Here is a 17,261-nt window from a genome sequence, read left to right on the forward strand (position 1 = left end):
CCACTTTCTATGGGATGTTTAGCATATTAAAATCTTTACTAAAATTGTTAACATAGAACATCAATGCCAAAGCATCAGCTTCATTATCGTCTTGAGGGAAAAAACCTTTGCCCCTTACAGCTTCAATAACTTCACTTTTATTTGCATTACCCTTACCGGTGATAAAGCGTTTTATCGTCTTGACAGGTACACCTTGATAAGGTATATTGTTTTCCTCGCACCAAGCTGTTAAATGAGCTAGAAAGCCTCCGTAGCAATGAGCAGCATCAGTTCCAAGGTGTCTTCTTACTTCTTCAAAATACACTGCTTCAATATCTGAAAATCTTTCCCTCATCTCATTGAGCCACCTACGAAAATTTAAGAAGTGCATTCCACCTCCGCTGAAACGGCTACCATGAAAACTTTCACTCCCACTTTGAATTACTCCGTCTTTGAGAATTGCCCAGCCGGTTTGTTTGCCGAGGTCGAGTGTTAGTAACTGGAAATTTTTATCTAGAGATATGGTGTGAGCAAATATATGCATGTAATATATATACGTAAATTCTCAGAAATTCGTCCAAAAAATGTGAAAAAAAGTTGAAATAATTTTAAGGCAGCTAAGGAATTAAAGAGCTTTGAAAACCAGCTATATCTTTTACAGCAGCTTCTTCGCTATTTGAGTTGTTTCCATTTTGGAAATAACTGTTTACTGGTATTTTAAAGAGATTACATGGGTTTTTGATAAAGATGCTATCTTCCTATCCACATCACTAATAACGCTACAACAATCCTCTAAAACGTTTTAAAGAATTTGGTTGCAGTAGAGACAATTAATTGGTTAAATTTCTTACATGTAAACTTTATTGATGGTAGGTTTATAGCAATGGTTTGTTTGTAAAGTTATAGGAGATAGATAATGGATGAAAGTAAAGTCGTATTTTATACTACTCCAGGTGGAAATATAGAAATTGAAGTTTTATGCAAAAATGAAAATCTTTGGCTTACGCAAAAAAAGATGGCTGAATTATTTGATGTACAGCTGCCTGCTATTAGTAAGCATATCAAGAACATATTTGAATCTGGTGAATTACAGGAAAAAGAAGTTGTTTCCACTTTTGAGGTAACCGCTGCAGATGGTAAAAATTACCCAACACAACTTTACAATTTAGATACAATTATAGCTGTTGGTTATCGAGTTAATTCTAAAAAAGCAACATCTTTCAGAGTATGGGCTACAAAAGTTTTGAGGGATTTTATCATCAAAGGATTTGCATTAAATAGTGAACGATTAAAAAACGGAGAAAAATTTGGCAAAGATTACTTCAATGAATTACTTGAAAAAATCAGGGAAATACGAGCATCCGAACGTAGATTTTACCAGAAGATTACAGATATTTATGCTGAATGCTCTGCAGATTATGATCCAAATTCGGATATAACAAGACAATTTTACGCAAAAGTACAAAATAAATTATATTGGGCAATTTATGGTTTAACTGCAGCAGAGTTGATATGTTCTCGAGTTGATCACGAAAAACCACATATGGGGCTAACTACATGGAAAGATGGTCCAGGTAAAAAAATTCACAAGAGTGATGTAAGTATTGCGAAAAATTACTTAACCGAAGAAGAACTAAGTGAACTAAACCACATTGTTTCGATGTATCTAGATTATGCAGAACTTCAAGCAAAAAAGAATCGGCTGATGAAAATGCAGGACTGGGTTGAAAAATTGGATGCATTTTTATTGTTCAATGATTATGAAGTACTTAAAGATGCCGGTAAAGTTAGTACTGAAGTTGCAAAAGCCCTAGCTGAAGGAGAATACGAAAAGTACAGAGTTATACAGGACAAATTACATGAATCTGATTTTGATGAATTGATTAAAGCAAGTAAAGAAAGTGAGAAAATAACTGTCTAACTACAACAAAAACCAGCTTGTAGTTGAGTTATCTGTGTTTGACATCTTGTTTACCACCTCTTGTTTTAATTTCAAGGGGGGTGAAAAATTGTCCCCTCCCTTGAGAGAGCCCTATATCTCTGCTTTTTTTGACTACTACAAAAGAAGCTTTTCTGTTGGAGACGTAAATTTTGCTCTTTGTCTCCATTTTAAGCGGCAATCAAATTTTACGAGCTATATCGCTCCAATAGCTTCTCATCTGTTGTTTCTTCTTCTATGGCAGTAGCAGTTGTTTTAAACAAAAGTTGTTCTACTGCCATCCATTGGTCCTTTGCTATACCGAAATTACGAAAACTGTTCAATTTTTTTAATTTTTCTTTGCAAAGTGTAAAAAATGTGCTAAACTTAATAGTAAGTTTATTCTGCAATAGTTAGATTACTAAAGATGCCTTTTATTTGCGTTTTAAAGGGGGCTACACGTGTTAATTTAAAAAAGACGAAACTTTTATATCTAAATTACAAATAGTGTTGTAAGGACCTTCTAAAGCGTTTTAAAGGGTAGGAGCATTTTGTTATCCTTCTTATAGTATAAGTGACATAAGTTGGCTATTGCAAAAATAACGTTTCAAAAAGTCTACTAACCATTTGTTCTTTAGGTTTGAAAAATTTTCTTTGCAACTAACAAAAAGCATAACCGTAGGGTTTTTTGTAATAAATAAAAGTTTGAAGTAAAAAATGATTTAGAAATGCCTCGTAATCGAGTTTTAAGCTATCCTACATGAGCAACTTAGGTCAAGGTGGAATTGTACCCTAAGATCACAGAATCGCTTAAAAACGCAATTACGGGCATTTATTCTTTTCTGAAAGTTCTCTTATAGTTTTTTTGCTTAGCATTTTATTATTTTCTATTCTTACTATTTTATTATTATTTATAATATATGTATATATAATATTTACATATATTATATAATATATAAGGTTCTCGGAAATTGGAAATCAGCCAGTATAGCGGGTTTCACCCCCTTCCAATTTTCTAAATTTTTAAGAATGGAAACGCAAGATTTTTGCACATAAAGCAAGCAAAAAGCATAGAACTTCAATAACTTAGCTGCAGTATATTTTACGTTTCCAAATTTAGATAATTCGCTGGAAATCATGAAACTTTACAAAACCGGAAATCAAATTTTAGCTAAAGCGTTCCTTGTCTTCTGAAGTTGCTGTCTTATTTAATTTTAGAGAAGTCTTATTTCATTTATTAATAAAGTTAGAACTGTCTTATTTAGTTTATTAATAAAGTTAGAACTGTCTTATTTAATTTTTCATAATAGATAAATCTCTCTTATTTAAATTCTGCAGAGTCTTAGGAAGGCAATTAGTAATAAACCTTTAATTATTGGAGGTTTTTATGCAATCAAGGAACTCTTTTTCAGGTATTGATCCTATAATTGTTAAATATATAAAGTATTATGCTAATTGTCTTAATCATGTGGGGTGCTTTATTCATGAAAGTCTTGAAGATATAGAATTAGAACTTTTTTGTGAGGTTTGGCCTGACCTTAATCGATATGACGAAACAAGAAGTAGTTTTAATACTTTTGTTGCCAATTTAACCAAATATCGTGCACGTGACCTCTTGCGTAGTCAACTACGTGCTAAACATCAGATAGACTTTGGTATTGATGATGATATACCAGATTGCAAATACCTTGAAAGTGATATGATGGTATACATTGATGTAAAAAATATAATTTCAAAACTACCAAAGTCTCATAGAGATTTATGTGAGCTGCTTAAGGTTTTTACTATTACTGAAGTTTCCAAAATAACAGGCATACCAAAAACAACTGTCTACAACATTTTAAGGCAAATACGCGATAAATTTTTATCTCTAAAATGAGATTTACTTAAACTTTTTTTTGCAAATTTTGGACGAATTGCATAGGTCATTACGTATATATATCTGGGTCCAGGAGAAAAATGAAAATAATCGATAGAGATGAACGACTGAAAACACAAGCAGGCATAACAGCAGTGATAATTGGTCCTGCTGGTATTGGCAAAACTAGTCTGCTTAAGACTATAGATAAACCAACACTTTGTCTTGATATCGAAGAGGGTCTTGGCTCCGTTAAGGATTGGGATGGAGGGTCCATTGAGATTGAAACTTGGAACGATATACGTGATATAGCTTGTCTTCTTGGTGGACCTAATCCTGCTGTCAGAGCTGATCAAGCATATAGCCAGAAACACTATGAGTATGCATTCAATAAAGAGAAAGAGCTTTCTCAAAAACTGTCCCAATATCAATGCATTTTTTTCGACAGTATGACAGCTGCTTCAAGACTATGTTTGGCATGGGCACAGTTACATCCAGATGTTTTCTCTGAAAAAACAGGAAAGGCAAATGAATGGGCGGCATTTGGTAAACTTGCTCAAGAAATGATAGGTTGGTTAATTCAACTCCAACACATAAAAGACAAGGATATTATTTTGACTGCTACTCTTGGAAAATCTCTAGATGAATTCAATCGTCAAATTTGGACTCTACAGTGTGAAGGTAACAAAACTACTAACGAAATTCCTGGAATTGTTGATGAAATGATCAGTATGGTTGGACTAAAAAATAATGAAGGGAAAGAAGTACGTTCTTTTGTTTGTCATACCCTTAATCCTTGGGGATATCCCGCTAAAGATCGAAGTGGTTGCCTTGATATGGTTGAAGAGCCGCATCTGGGAAAATTACTTACGAAAATCAAAGCCAAAGCCTTTTCTACTGCTGCTTAATGGAGAATAACTATGCTACAAAACATTTTCACTATTGGTCAAAGAATCCCTTTTTTCAGCGTAAAAGAATATTTGAGTGACCCAACACCAGTACCAGAAGACATCATCTACCCGAGGATATTAACTCCAAGGGGTTTGTTGGTATTTGGTGGCCCTCCTAAAATTGGTAAAAGCGATTTTCTAATTTCGTGGTTAATGTACATGGCTGCTGGCGTTTCATTTCTGGGTATGATTCCCAGTCAGCCTATGAAAGTTCTCTGTCTGCAGACTGAAATTGATAATGGATATTTAAAAGAGCGTCTACAAGAGTTAAAACTTGATAAAGAGCTTTTGGATATTGGTGCAAACAACTTCATGATCACGCCAAGAGTACAACTATCGTTTAGTAGTGAAGAGATAGATGAAATAAAAAACTCTCTGGAGGAAAAAAGTTTCAAGCCAGATATTATCGCCATAGATCCTCTACGAAATATCTTTAATTCAGGTAATGAGAACGATAACAGCGCTATGTTGTTCTTTCTACAAAAAACACTTGAAAAACTGAGAAACGTTATCAATCCAGATTCTGGAATAATTTTGACCCATCATACGAAAAAATTACCTAAGAAAATGCTAGAAGAGGATCCATTTCAAGGTTTAAGCGGTGCTGGGTCTTTAAGAGGGTTTTACACTACAGGAATGGTGATGTTCCGAAAGGATGAAGAAAACAGAGAAGAAAACGGAAAAGAAAAAACCGCATGTCAAATAGTTTTTGAGTTACGCAATGGAAAACATATTCTGCGCAAGACTGTTGATAAGATAGATGGTCGCTGGCAGTTAATGGAATAGCTGATTCTTTTTCAACTTTATTATGGGAGTATTTATGTTACAGAATTTAACTGATTTTAACACTGCAAAGTCGCAAAGTAATTTAATACCTAAAGGTACAACGGTAAAAGTCAAAATGGCTATTAAACCTGGAGGTTATGAATGTTGGTTCACCAAAAGTCCCACTACCGGTAGCATTTATTTAAATGCAGAATTTACCGTCATTGAAGGGCCATATGCAAGGCAAAAGATTTATCAAGCAATTGGGATAAAAAGCGGCAAAGCAGAAGGCGCAGAGGACGTTTGGGGAGAAATTGGTCGTTCTATGATTCGAAGCATTTTGGAGTCAGCACGCAATATTCATCCACATGATAATTCAGAAAAGGCAACTCTTGCTCGTAAGCTGAACTCTATTGCAGATTTAAATGGTTTAGAATTCAGAGCAAAGGTAGGTATTGAAGCTGATCGGTATGGGGAAAAGAACAAGATTGCTACAGTAGAGCAACTTCAAAATACTGAAAACGATTGGGTACCGTTTTGAAGTACGACGAGGAAAAGCTCTGGATTGCTGTCATTAAGAGAGCTATCAAAGATGCAGCAGGAAAAAATGCAGAGCTAAAAAAAGAAGCAATTGAATGGTTTGATTCGGAGTCTTTTGAAACCGTTTGTGAGCTAGCTAATCTCAGCTCTAAACGTATGAAAAACATGTTGTTAGGTTATGGAGGTTTCATGTCTAAAAAGGAAATAAAGGTGTCATTAATTGATAATATTAAGGAATGTGTGTCTCATCTAATTCCAGATGGCAAATTTCATCAGGAGAAGACTTATGTTGGCAGCTTAAATGGAGATACCATTATGGTTAAAATAGTAGGTAAAAAAGCCGGTAATTGGCGTAATTTTACCACAGGGGCTAGTGGTGACATTATTGATCTTTGGACTTTAATCAAAGGTAATATAGATTCTGCCAAGGAGTGGTTAAATACTGAAAGTAAGCATACTGAGAAATTACAAAATAAAGAAGCAAAGGGGGCAATAAAAAAAGGGGAAAAGGCGTTTTCTGTAGGACAGTATTTAAGCGACCAATCTCCAATGCCAAAAGATGTCATAGGACCAAGAATTCTAACACCAGGTGGACTTTTAGTTATAGGTGGTACTCCAAAGGTTGGAAAAAGTAGTTTTCTGCTTTCTTTATTAGCACATATGGCATCAGGAGTACCATTTCTTAAGATGACACCTACAAGACCGCTTAGGATACTCTATCTACAGGACGAAATGGGATATGACGGCATAAGAAGGCGCGTGCAGGAACTCAAAGAGCTTATGAGTTTGGTAAAAGAAAACCTGGTTATTACTTCAGAAATCAAGATAACGTTGAATGATGAAGGAGTGAAGAGGATCAAAGACATCATCGTGAAAGACTTTGGTACAAAGATGGTTGATCTTATTGCAATAGACTCTCTTACGACGCATCTGATGCCACTTTCTCTTTTGCAAAATGGGATTGAAAAATTACGCTCTGCAACTAACCCAGCAGTGGGAATAATCATGACCCATCACACTAAAAAAGTATCCACAGCTACGCTGGAAAAAAACCCATTTCAAGCTTTGGTTGGAGCTCATGCATTAAGGAGCCTCTATACATCTGGTATAGTAATGTTTCAACCTAACAGACGTAAAAATATCCTGCAGATAGCGTATGAACTTGGAAACGGAAAACCTATACCAGCAAAATTCATTAGCAGAGCTAACGGATGTTGGAAAGCTTCTAAGGTTGTGGCTATAGCATAGCAAAGTTGAAATTGTTAAGGAATTTTTATGGATATCTATTGCGATTTTAACACTGCTGCATTACAGAAAAACGGGCATTACAAACCATTGATTGAAAAAGAAGAGCTTAAAACTCAGCTTTTACAAAACATCAGATCTTGTCTTTCGTACTTACTACCTAATGGCACTTTTTGCAAAAATGAGTTTCAAGTAGGCGATGTCTGGGGTAATAGAGGAAAAAGTTTAAGAGTAGAACTAAGTGGCAGTAAAGCCGGCTTATGGAATGATTTCGCGACTGGGGACCGTGGTGACATTATCGATCTCTGGGCAGCCGTACATGGGAAGAATGCGAGGACAGAGTTTTCTGAAGTAATGGCTTCTATAAGTGAATGGCTTGGCAAACAACACACTAGAGAAAAAAAGAGTATCAAAGATCTAGAACAGTACATGACTTGTAGCTGGAATTATTACGATGAAAACAACCAAGTTATTGTTATAGTTTACCGTTATGACCCTCCTGAAGGAAAAGAATTTCGTCCCTTTAATGTTAAAACATCCAGCTATGGTGCACCAGAGATAAGACCTCTATATAACATCCCGGGCATTTTAAAATTTGACAAAGTTGTTCTAGTTGAAGGAGAAAAATGTGCTGAAGCGCTCATAGAACAAGGCATTACTGCAACAACAGCTATGTCAGGAGCAAACGCACCAATTGATAAAACAAGTTGGACTCCACTTAAAGGTAAACATATAATTATTTGGCCAGATAATGATGAAGCAGGTAATAAATACGCTAAAAGTGCTGAAAAAAAGCTTTTGGAACTGGGAGTTGCATCGCTTACCACTCTTAAGATTCCACAAGATAAACCAAAAGGTTGGGATGCTGCAGATGGTGTGTTAGAAGGAATAAACGTTGAAGAATTTATCCTTAACAACAAAAGCCCTAGAAAGTCAAAAACAATTGATACTACAGCTTGGACCAACACTGCTCCAGAGAGAAAATGGATTATTAAGGATTGGCTCCCTGTGGGAAGTGTTACAGCTCTTTACGGTGATGGTGGTGTTGGAAAATCTCTCCTTGCTCAACAACTAATGACAGCCGCTGCTGCTGGTAAACCTTGGCTTGGAATAGATCTAGAACAAATAAAGACGTACGGTGTGTTCTGTGAAGACGATGAAGAAGAACTTTGGCGCAGGCAATGTGCAATTAATGAATTTTATCAATTAGATATGAAATCTCCTGATTTTCTTAATAACATTCGCTTATCATCTCGAGTGGGGGAAGATAATCTACTCATGGTTTTCAATAACAAAAGTGCAGGTCAATTAACTCCTTATTTTCAAGAACTACTTGAAGATATTGAATCATTTCAACCGAAGTTAGTGGTTTTGGATACAGCAGCAGATCTATTTGGAGGGAATGAAAATGATCGTTCTCATGTAAGACAATTTATTCAAAACTGTTGTGGACGCATAGCAAAAGCAACACAAGGGGCTGTCTTGTTATGTGCTCATCCTTCTGATTCAGGGATAGTACGTAAAACAGGTACAGGAGGTTCAACAGCATGGAATAATTCTGTACGATCCAGGTGGTATTTATCAAGACCTGACAGGGCTGACGCTTCTTACAATGAGCGTATTCTTTGCCGTAAGAAGTCCAATTATTCTGCATCTGAACAAGATAAAATTTCATTTCATTGGCAAAATGGATCATTTATACAATATGATGTAAGCTTCGATTCAGAAAGAATAGTAAGAGATAGTTACAGTAAAAAACTAGATTTGGAACGCATAAGAAGGCATGATGTTATTTTAGAATTAATTGCCAGCGAAGCATATATAGGTAAGGTTTATACTGCAGCACACTTTGCTAAGTATTTTGAAGGGAAATTAGGCCTTGGAAGTGAACGTAGCATTCGTGAAAGAATTGGCCATCTTGCAACTACTGGCAAAATAAAATTCTTTAGAAAAAGCCCCGAATGTGAACTATTAAGTACTAAATCAAAATATGGTTATTTATGTGTTGAAGATATGGAGCTTAAAGTATCTGAAGATCAATACATATCCATAAAGCCCGGTTATTACCTATCACCAACTAATGGAGTACTTATGCCAGTTGAAAACCCAGACATTTGGATGTGGTTTTAAGATGGCAAAACAAGATGGCAGGAGTCAAGTTGGAAGACAAGATGGCAGGAGTCAAGTTGGAAGACAAGAATTTACCAATCTGCCAATTATAAGATAATAAAAGCACAAGAAGATCAGTAGCTTATTCTAAAACAAGTTGGAAGTTGGCAGCGTATCAGAAGACAATTGCCAACTAGAATAGCGCACTTGAAGTCCTCTTCTATAGCAGGTTTGGGGAAGTTGGCTAATTGGCAAAAATCTATATATATATAAATATATACTATGCTATTATACATAGTATATATCAGTTAAGTGAAAGACTACCAACTTGACATTTTTTGAGGTCCTTTCATAATTTTGCTTTGTCTATGGAGTTGCAACCTATAATAAAAATATAAAGTAAAGGCAGTGAAAAACAAATGGTCCATAATTGCGTTTTAAGACGATTCTATGATCTGAGGATGAAATAACCACCCTGACCTAACTAACGCTTGTAACACCCTTTAAAAGGCAAATAAAAGGTATTCCATTGGTGCAAGTAAACTTACATGTAAGTTTAACATCATTTTCATTCATTGTAAAGAAAAAATTTGTATGAAGGTCTTATTTAGAAAACTCACTTGATCAACTATGCAGCTTTGGTTACTGAGCATGGATCAGTAGTGATTTTTTCAGCAGAAGATGATGCAAGTGAGATACACCGCCGCTTAGAACGACTTGACCCTAAGTGTGAAAGGTTAAAACATAAAGATAAATTATTTATTGTGCCACTGCCAAACGTCAGAGGATCACTTACAATACTCAGAAATGTTCGTGGTAAAATCGTCGAAGTTTCTCCTGAATTCGAATCTGTAATAAAACAGCTCGAGGAAATTAAAGATCTGAAATTGATAGTATTTGATCCACTTGCTTCATTTATCCATGCAGATATAAATGCTGATCCATCTGTAGGGGATTATCTGATGTGTCTATTGTCTGATCTAGCAAATAGTACTGGAGCTTCAATTGTTACTGCTCACCATATGAGAAAGCCAAAAGGAGAAAAACCTATACTAACTGTAGAACAAGCAAGAGAGGCAATAAGAGGAACTACTGCACTTGTTGACGGAGTTAGGTGTTCTTTTGCATTATGGCCTGCATCCATGGAATGTCAGAATTCAGTATTTAATGATCTGAAAGTCGCAAAAGTTAACAATGCAATTTATCAAGGAGCTATAGTTAAATCCAATGGGCCATCGGACAGGAGCATAAGAACTTACTTACGTTCGCCAATTGGCTTACTTGAAGATATATCTGAGCAGCTAAAGCTTAGTGAATTGTCTGATGAATACTTAAAAAAGATACTTACGCAAGCTATTACAATTTCAGCACAAGAAGGACATCCATTTACCCATACAGGTGGAGCAGGAATATTTAAACAAAGGCACAGATTATCAGCTATATTTCATAATATCAGTAGGCACAGGCTTGAGCACTTAGTACAGATTTTATTAAACGAACATAAGGTAGTGAAAGGTATGGCTGCAAACTCAAAAGAAGATAAATGGCTTGATGTACCAACTGGTCCTTTTGCAAGAGGTGAAGGTAAATTTAAGCTAGGTGCTGAGCTCGAGCTTCATTCTCCAATAACATTGAAACCTCAATTCTTTTAAAGTTAAAGGTGCTAGCAAGAAGTTTATTCTATGAAATCAAGAACTTGAGGTTTAGTAGCACCTAAAGAAAGTATAAAGGGATTAAGACGATAACCATGCCCTTTGTCAGAATATCCTGGCCAGCCAATACTCTCAATGACGTCTTTGCAATCAAGCCCAAGCTCTTCAAATAATTTTTCCTTTATTGCTTTGATCATTCTGTTTAGTGATTTTCTGATTTTGTGTTCTAAGTTGTGAATTTCCGGATTCAAACCCAAACGTTCTGCTAGTTGAGTGATATTAAGGAACTTATATTTTTCTGCAGGCAGCCCATCTTTAAAATTCTGCCAAAACTGAGCTAATAAAACATGCATGATATTAAGACGTGCTGCTGAGTGCTTACTGACAATTTCGACATTATTTATATAGATTGCGTTACCCCTAATATGTAAATACAGTATCCTAGGCTGAGATAGCTTAGTAGACGGAGTTTGCAACGTTTATTAATTTATCATGTTAAACAAGCGCATTATAGCACGTTTTCAATAAAAAGTGAAAATTTTTTGGACGAATTTTGAAATTACTACGTATATATATAATACAGGAGTCAAACTTTCAAATGTCAATTCTTACACAATCAGGAAGAGCAGCAATAGCAGCAAGTATAAAAGAGCAACCGATACATCTTGCTTGGGGGAGTGGTTGGGGAAGTAGCCATAGAGTCGAAAAAATTTCTTTCACCGATGATAAACTTAATTACCATCCCGTCAAAGATGTGAAGGTTGTTACAGCTTATCAGCCGAGTACAGACTATACAGTTGATAGCAATACTGGGGTTATTCAGCACATAGAAAACAGCTCTATTGTAGAGAATAGTGCAGTTACCATAGAGTATACTCAAGATACACCAGCAGAACTCATTACTTCTACAACATTACTCAAGGAAGTTGGACGTCGTGTTGGTGATGAGGATGGAGAACTTTTGACTCCGACAGGCAGGTTTAAGCCTTCTACTGTACCAACCAACAATCTCTACCTTAAATTCACTTTCGATTTCACGGACGCAGCAAATCAAGTGATAAGGGAACTCGGGGTTATGGTTGGTACAAAAGTGAAAAAAGAATTACCGCCTGGACAGAGATATTTTGAACCACAAGATATAGAAGACCCGGGAATTTTGTTAGTTTTAGAACACACGGTACCACTTATCAGAACTGCTGCCACAAGAGAGACCTTTGCCTTTGTCGTTACATTTTAGCAAAAGGGGAAAAAGATGACTTTAAATAGCTATTATAATCGCTCTGACAAAGAATACGAGAAAAGTTTATTCTTAGCAGGAAGAGGTTTGCAGTCAGCAGAATTAAATGAGATTCAAGATTACGCTCTTTTGAGGCTCAAAGGCATAGGAGATGCGATATTCCGCGATGGTGATGTTATAGCAGGAAGCGATTGTATCATAGATGGGGAAAAAGTTACACTTGAAGCAGGAAAAATCTATCTTCGTGGAGCAGTTAGAAAAGTCGAAAAAGAAAAATTTACTATTCCACTTAATACTATAGTTCGCATAGGTGTTTATTATGTAGAATCAACCATTACAGAACTTGAGGATGAAAATCTTCGTGATCCTGCGGTTGGTACGCGTAATTACCAAGAAGTAGGGGCAGCAAGACTTAAAGCAACGATTATTTGGGGTTATCAAGCAGAGAGTGTTACTGTTAACTCTGCAAATGGGGAATTTTATCCAATTTACAATATTGAAAACGGAGTATTAATAGAACATTCGCCGCCACCACAAGCAAACATAGTAACCACTGCACTTGCCCGTTATGACAAGGAGGCAAATGGATCTTACGTAGTAAATGGCCTAGAAGTAATGTTTTTGCAGAGGGAAGAGGGAGAAAGAGGGGCACAAGTATTTGTGATTAATGAGGGAAAAGCTCATGTTGATGGCTATGAGACTCAGTTACCTCACAGTATTCGAGTGTATTTTGATGAAGATCCAGATATAAAAGCAGTTAAATCAGAATTTCACACCTTTCAGCCAAATAGCCAAAGAGTAATGGAACTTAAAGTTCATGATTTTCCGGTTAGTGAGATAAAAAGGATAGATATAACTGTTCAGAAGACAATTACCGTTACTCACGGTTCATACTCTGGAGTTGTTGATCCGATACCTGACTCTGCAGTTCAGGAGATTATTCAAGTTAAGCAAGGTGATGTAATCTATGAAAATAGTGCAGATTACAAGCTCAGTGGAGGAAACATTGATTGGTCATTACCAGGGAAAGAGCCAGCTCCAGGGAGTAGTTACCTGATAACCTATCGCTGTCGCACTCATGTAAGCCCTGAAGATGTGGATGAACAAGGATGTAAAATAAAGGGGGCGGTTGATGGCAGTTTAGTTTCAGTTGATTACACTTGGAAAATGCCCCGCTTTGATTTAATCACTCTAGATGCAAAAGGAGTGGTAAGAAGAATAAAAGGAATTGCTCATCCATGGCGACCATCGATGCCTAAAGCCCCTAGCGGACAATTGCTGCTTTGCTATATTCATCAGACGTGGAAAAAAGGGGAAGAGTGGAAAATAAAGATAGTGAATAATGCTATCCATGCTGTACCGATGAACGAATTGGAAGCAATGAAAAAAGGAATAAATGATCTTTATGCATTAGTTGCCGAAGAACGTCTGCGTAATGATGCAAATTCAAGGGATCCGACAGCCAAAAAAGGAGTATTTGTTGATCCCTTCTTTGATGATGATATGCGTGATCAGGGTATTTCCCAAACTGCAGCAATTGTAAACAAGGAACTAATTTTGCCGATTGATGTAGAAGTTGCTGACGTTGAAAAGGGGAAAAAACCATATCTTTTGCCGTATGAACTTGAGCCAGTATTGGAGCAGCTTTTACAGACTAAAAGTGAAAAAATTAATCCTTATCAGGCTTTTGATCCAGTACCAGCAAAAGTTACCATGAACAAAAACATCGATCACTGGACAGAGGTAAAAACAAATTGGTCAAGTCCAGTGACAAGAGAATTTAATACTAGAGAAACAACAGAGCTATTGTCAAGTAGTACGTATGAAGCTGAATTTATGAGAGAAGCAGTACAAGGTTTTGAGATCGAAGGATTTTCGGTCGGTGAGAAACTTAAAGAAATAAAATTCGATGGCATCAGCATTCAACCCTTAAATTAAAAGTAGAAAAAAAGTGAACAATCAAGGACGAATAAGTGGAAAAATAAAAATCCCAGCAAATATTCCAGCCGGTACTAAATTAGTGCAATTTTACGGGGATAAGGGAAGCTATGGAGAAGCAACGTATACTGGTAAAAAAACTATTACCATAGAAGAGCGAAGAAGAGTTTTTGCCAGCAAACGTGTTGATCCTTTAGCACAGACATTTACCTTGGATGAGAGTAGGCATATAGGAGGTGTAGAGTTATGGTTTACAAATAGCGGCAAAAAACGTGTTGTTGTGCAGATTAGGGAAACAACAGTTGGAGTGCCCTCGCAAACAGTTATTGCTGAAAATTCCATCGAGCCAACTAAGATCAATACTGATGGCACAGCAACACGTATAACTTGGTCACCAGTATTTTGCCATGGAGGGCAGGAATATGCAATAGTTTTACTTACCGATGACGGGGAAAATGCGGTCAAAGTAGCAGAACTTGGCAAATATGATGCAGTAAACAGCAGATGGGTAACGAGTCAACCATATCAAGTAGGAGTATTACTGTCATCGAGCAATGCAAGTACCTGGACACCGCATCAGAATTTTGACCTTACTTTTCGACTTTTAGCAGCAAAGTTCACTGAAAGTTCTCACGTTATAGATCTTGGCAAAGTTACTGTAAATAATACATCAGACTTAATCGCTCTAACCAACGTAGAAAAAGTAGGTTTTGATACCAATGTAGAATTTATCTTAACAGATGAGGAGGGCAAAGAAAATTTTCTGTCGGATAATTTGCCGCTCGCACTGCGTGAAAGACTATCTGGAGAGCTAACAGTAAAAGCAAACCTAAAAGGTGGGAAAAAAAGAAGTCCAGTACTTTATCCAGGTTTGCAGTTAGTTCTAGGGAATATGGGGGAAGAAGGAGATTATGTCACGAGGAGCATTACAGCAGGATCCAACACTAAGATAACAATTACCTACGATGCGCTGATATCTGGTACTGCAGACGTTAAAGCTTATGTAGAGAAAAACATGGGAGAATGGCAATTAGTAAATTTAACATCGGGGAAGCCGATTGGAGAAAATTGGGTAGAGAGAGTCCATGTACTGACGAACTTTAATGCCAGTGAGACAAGGGTAAAATTAGTCTTGAGTGGAACGGTTGTCTATCGTCCAAGAGTGAAAAATTTAAGAGTGATTATCACATAAATCAATGCCAAATGATGAAACGAGGCGTGGATATCCTTTGCCGCATCCAGAGAACATTGCGGTAGAAGATGTAGTACGTATTCGCAGAGCCATAGAAAAGATAGATGAAGATATGAGTGAAAGAGAAGATGAACTAAAAAATAATTTTAAAAGATTTAGATTTGAAACTTTTTTGAATTTTTGGGAATGAAAGAAGCAATAGAAGCATTACACCAAAGGATAAAGGATTTAGCAGCAAATAGCACACCTGATCAACTGGCGTATCTTGCTAAGTCATTGGAATTGATAATAGATAAAAAAGTTATTTCCAACGTTAACATTGTGCAGATGACTGAGGTAAAAGGGATAATTGATGCACTACAAAAGAGACTTAAGGATTTAGCAGCAAATAGTACACCAGATCAACTAGCATATCTTGCTAAAGCATTGGAATCAATAGTCGACAAAAGTGCAGTGTCTGAAATTGTATACATGACAGATGAAAAGTTGAAAGAACTCCTAAACGCTGCAAGATCGCACTTGAATGATATAAACACCAACAAGACAAATTCAATATCGGCGATAACTGTAGCAAAGACAAAGTCTGTAAATGAGATCAATACGCTAAAAACTAATACCTTGGATACTTTAAAAACGTCATCAGATTCATATGTATCACTACTTGACACGAGAAAGGATGCGAATATTGCGGCAATAAACAGTATTAGCAACAGTCATAAAGATGGTCTTAAAGGTTTAGTAGAAGATTTTCGTGCTATTAATAATGTACCACCTGGCTCATCAATTATAGGAGAAATAGAAACTCGAGATGAGCAATTAAAAGCATCCCTTACAAACGAGATAAAAATTAGGGAAAATCAGCTAAGAACACTCACAACCAAATTTAACTCCATCAATGATGTGCCTAGCAGTTCATCAATTATGAGAGAAGTGAAAAAGAGGAATATGGTTGAACCAGGGTCATTACCTTTCTTGTTTGGTGTGCTCAGTAGAAAAAATAATTACTATGGTGACGGAGCTTTCACAACTGAATTAGGTCAATGGAGCAGCGATATAACAAAAACCGACTATATGTTGCAACTACTAGCAGGTAGCCATACATACGATACAAGTTACGTTAGTTTTTATCGGCCAAGACAACTCAGTTTTATAGAGGGAAATAAAGGAACATTTATTTACGGAGAGTCATATACAAGCAGTGACTCCACGAGTCGTAATCAGATATATTACTACCCGTATGCTGCACTTGGAGTAATATTTGTAAAAAACACCACAAGTAGTGATATAACAAGAACATTAAACTTTGTTGGTACATCTTTTTGGAGTTCAGGGTATGAAGGAGCAGGAGCATTTGTAGGAACGCCAGATAATACCAATTATAATAAATCAAGAGTTTCAAGAATAACATGGAAAAATGTTTACCAATACACAAGTTCAACTATAGTACTTCCCAAAGTAAATGATAAAGGTATAATAAGCTATTTGAGTTATAATGGCGTATAGTGTGGATTTAAGGGAAAGGGCAGTATCGATGATAGAAAAAGGGAAGTCAAAGGTTGAGGTGGCAGAGCTTTTGGAGATAGGAATAGCAACTCTGTACCGCTGGTTAAGAAAGAAAGCCTAAGGCCATCGAAAAACGGCAGCTTTATTCGAAAAATAGACCCAAAAATACTCGAAGAATATGTTAAAAAGAATCCAGATCATACGCTGGCAGAGATGAAACAAAATCTTGGATTTGGAATAAATTCAATTTGGTATAGGCTGAAACAGCTAAGAATTACTTTAAAAAAAAGTTACACTATATCAAGAGCGCAATCAAGAAGATAGGCAGCGATTTACCGATAAAATCTCAAAAATAGACCATTCCAGCATCTTATA

General features: G+C 36.4%; 15 protein-coding genes and 2 pseudogenes. 14 read left to right on the top strand and 3 right to left on the bottom strand.

Annotation, left to right across the window (positions count from 1 at the left end):
* Positions 1-7: 7 nt before the first annotated feature.
* On the bottom strand, positions 8-523 hold the full coding sequence (locus tag WOCAOBSORBRA_RS00135; RefSeq protein ID WP_174515631.1) for a crossover junction endodeoxyribonuclease RuvC: 516 nt from the start codon (positions 521-523) through the stop codon (positions 8-10).
* Between the two features lie 372 nt (positions 524-895).
* Here WOCAOBSORBRA_RS00135 and WOCAOBSORBRA_RS00140 point away from each other — a divergent pair, with 372 nt between their 5' ends.
* Complete coding sequence (locus tag WOCAOBSORBRA_RS00140; RefSeq protein WP_174515632.1) at positions 896-1,900, top strand: virulence RhuM family protein; 1,005 nt, start codon at positions 896-898, stop codon at positions 1,898-1,900.
* Between the two features lie 206 nt (positions 1,901-2,106).
* Here WOCAOBSORBRA_RS00140 and WOCAOBSORBRA_RS06385 read toward each other — a convergent pair whose 3' ends face one another.
* Entirely contained in the window at positions 2,107-2,241 is a 135-nt protein-coding gene (locus WOCAOBSORBRA_RS06385) for a hypothetical protein (RefSeq protein ID WP_281346854.1), read from the bottom strand.
* Between the two features lie 1,043 nt (positions 2,242-3,284).
* Between WOCAOBSORBRA_RS06385 and WOCAOBSORBRA_RS00145 the strand changes: the two genes are divergently transcribed.
* The 7 genes and pseudogenes from WOCAOBSORBRA_RS00145 to WOCAOBSORBRA_RS00175 form a co-directional block, all read left to right on the top strand.
* A complete protein-coding gene (locus WOCAOBSORBRA_RS00145) occupies positions 3,285-3,776 on the top strand; it encodes an RNA polymerase sigma factor (RefSeq protein WP_174515633.1) in 492 nt (163 codons plus the stop codon).
* Between the two features lie 80 nt (positions 3,777-3,856).
* Positions 3,857-4,663: an ATP-binding protein gene (locus WOCAOBSORBRA_RS00150; RefSeq protein WP_174515634.1), complete on the top strand. Its 807-nt coding sequence runs from the start codon at positions 3,857-3,859 to the stop codon at positions 4,661-4,663.
* Between the two features lie 12 nt (positions 4,664-4,675).
* Positions 4,676-5,491 carry an AAA family ATPase gene (locus WOCAOBSORBRA_RS00155; RefSeq protein ID WP_174515635.1) on the top strand — a complete coding sequence of 272 codons (816 nt, stop codon included), beginning with the start codon at positions 4,676-4,678 and terminating at the stop codon, positions 5,489-5,491.
* Positions 5,492-5,525: 34 nt separating this feature from the next.
* On the top strand, positions 5,526-6,011 hold the full coding sequence (locus WOCAOBSORBRA_RS00160; RefSeq protein ID WP_174515636.1) for a hypothetical protein: 486 nt from the start codon (positions 5,526-5,528) through the stop codon (positions 6,009-6,011).
* Positions 6,008-7,258 carry an AAA family ATPase gene (locus WOCAOBSORBRA_RS00165; RefSeq protein WP_174515637.1) on the top strand — a complete coding sequence of 417 codons (1,251 nt, stop codon included), beginning with the start codon at positions 6,008-6,010 and terminating at the stop codon, positions 7,256-7,258. The genes WOCAOBSORBRA_RS00160 and WOCAOBSORBRA_RS00165 overlap by 4 nt, the downstream gene beginning before the upstream one ends.
* Positions 7,259-7,285: 27 nt before the next feature.
* The gene (locus WOCAOBSORBRA_RS00170; protein ID WP_174515638.1) at positions 7,286-9,385 is read left to right on the top strand and encodes an AAA family ATPase; all 2,100 of its coding nucleotides are present in this window, start codon (positions 7,286-7,288) and stop codon (positions 9,383-9,385) included.
* A 608-nt stretch (positions 9,386-9,993) separates the two neighbouring features.
* Positions 9,994-11,016: pseudogene (locus WOCAOBSORBRA_RS00175) on the top strand (AAA family ATPase); the annotation flags it as partial.
* Between the two features lie 23 nt (positions 11,017-11,039).
* Here WOCAOBSORBRA_RS00175 and WOCAOBSORBRA_RS00180 read toward each other — a convergent pair.
* Positions 11,040-11,369, bottom strand: a complete 330-nt coding sequence (locus tag WOCAOBSORBRA_RS00180) for a hypothetical protein (RefSeq protein ID WP_174515640.1) — start codon at positions 11,367-11,369, stop codon at positions 11,040-11,042.
* Between the two features lie 245 nt (positions 11,370-11,614).
* On the opposite strand from WOCAOBSORBRA_RS00180, the gene WOCAOBSORBRA_RS00185 reads away from it, so the two are divergent.
* From WOCAOBSORBRA_RS00185 to WOCAOBSORBRA_RS06560, 6 genes and pseudogenes are all read left to right on the top strand, one after another.
* On the top strand, positions 11,615-12,253 hold the full coding sequence (locus tag WOCAOBSORBRA_RS00185) for a hypothetical protein (protein WP_174515641.1): 639 nt from the start codon (positions 11,615-11,617) through the stop codon (positions 12,251-12,253).
* 15 nt (positions 12,254-12,268) lie between these two features.
* Positions 12,269-14,191 (top strand): DUF4815 domain-containing protein, encoded by a 1,923-nt coding sequence (locus WOCAOBSORBRA_RS00190; protein WP_174515642.1) that lies wholly within the window; start codon positions 12,269-12,271, stop codon positions 14,189-14,191.
* Positions 14,192-14,204: 13 nt separating this feature from the next.
* A complete protein-coding gene (locus tag WOCAOBSORBRA_RS00195) occupies positions 14,205-15,383 on the top strand; it encodes a hypothetical protein (protein ID WP_174515643.1) in 1,179 nt (392 codons plus the stop codon).
* 4 nt (positions 15,384-15,387) lie between these two features.
* Positions 15,388-15,573, top strand: coding sequence for a hypothetical protein (locus WOCAOBSORBRA_RS00200; RefSeq protein WP_174515644.1), 186 nt, complete (start codon positions 15,388-15,390; stop codon positions 15,571-15,573).
* On the top strand, positions 15,570-16,886 hold the full coding sequence (locus tag WOCAOBSORBRA_RS00205; protein WP_246165585.1) for a hypothetical protein: 1,317 nt from the start codon (positions 15,570-15,572) through the stop codon (positions 16,884-16,886). Before WOCAOBSORBRA_RS00200 ends, WOCAOBSORBRA_RS00205 begins: the two co-directional genes overlap by 4 nt.
* A pseudogene (locus WOCAOBSORBRA_RS06560) lies at positions 16,876-17,210 on the top strand (IS630 transposase-related protein). Before WOCAOBSORBRA_RS00205 ends, WOCAOBSORBRA_RS06560 begins: the two are co-directional and overlap by 11 nt.
* The last annotated feature ends 51 nt before the right edge of the window (positions 17,211-17,261 follow it).

It is taken from the genome of Wolbachia endosymbiont of Cardiocondyla obscurior, assembly GCF_902713635.1.
Classification (GTDB): Bacteria; Pseudomonadota; Alphaproteobacteria; order Rickettsiales; family Anaplasmataceae; genus Wolbachia; species Wolbachia pipientis.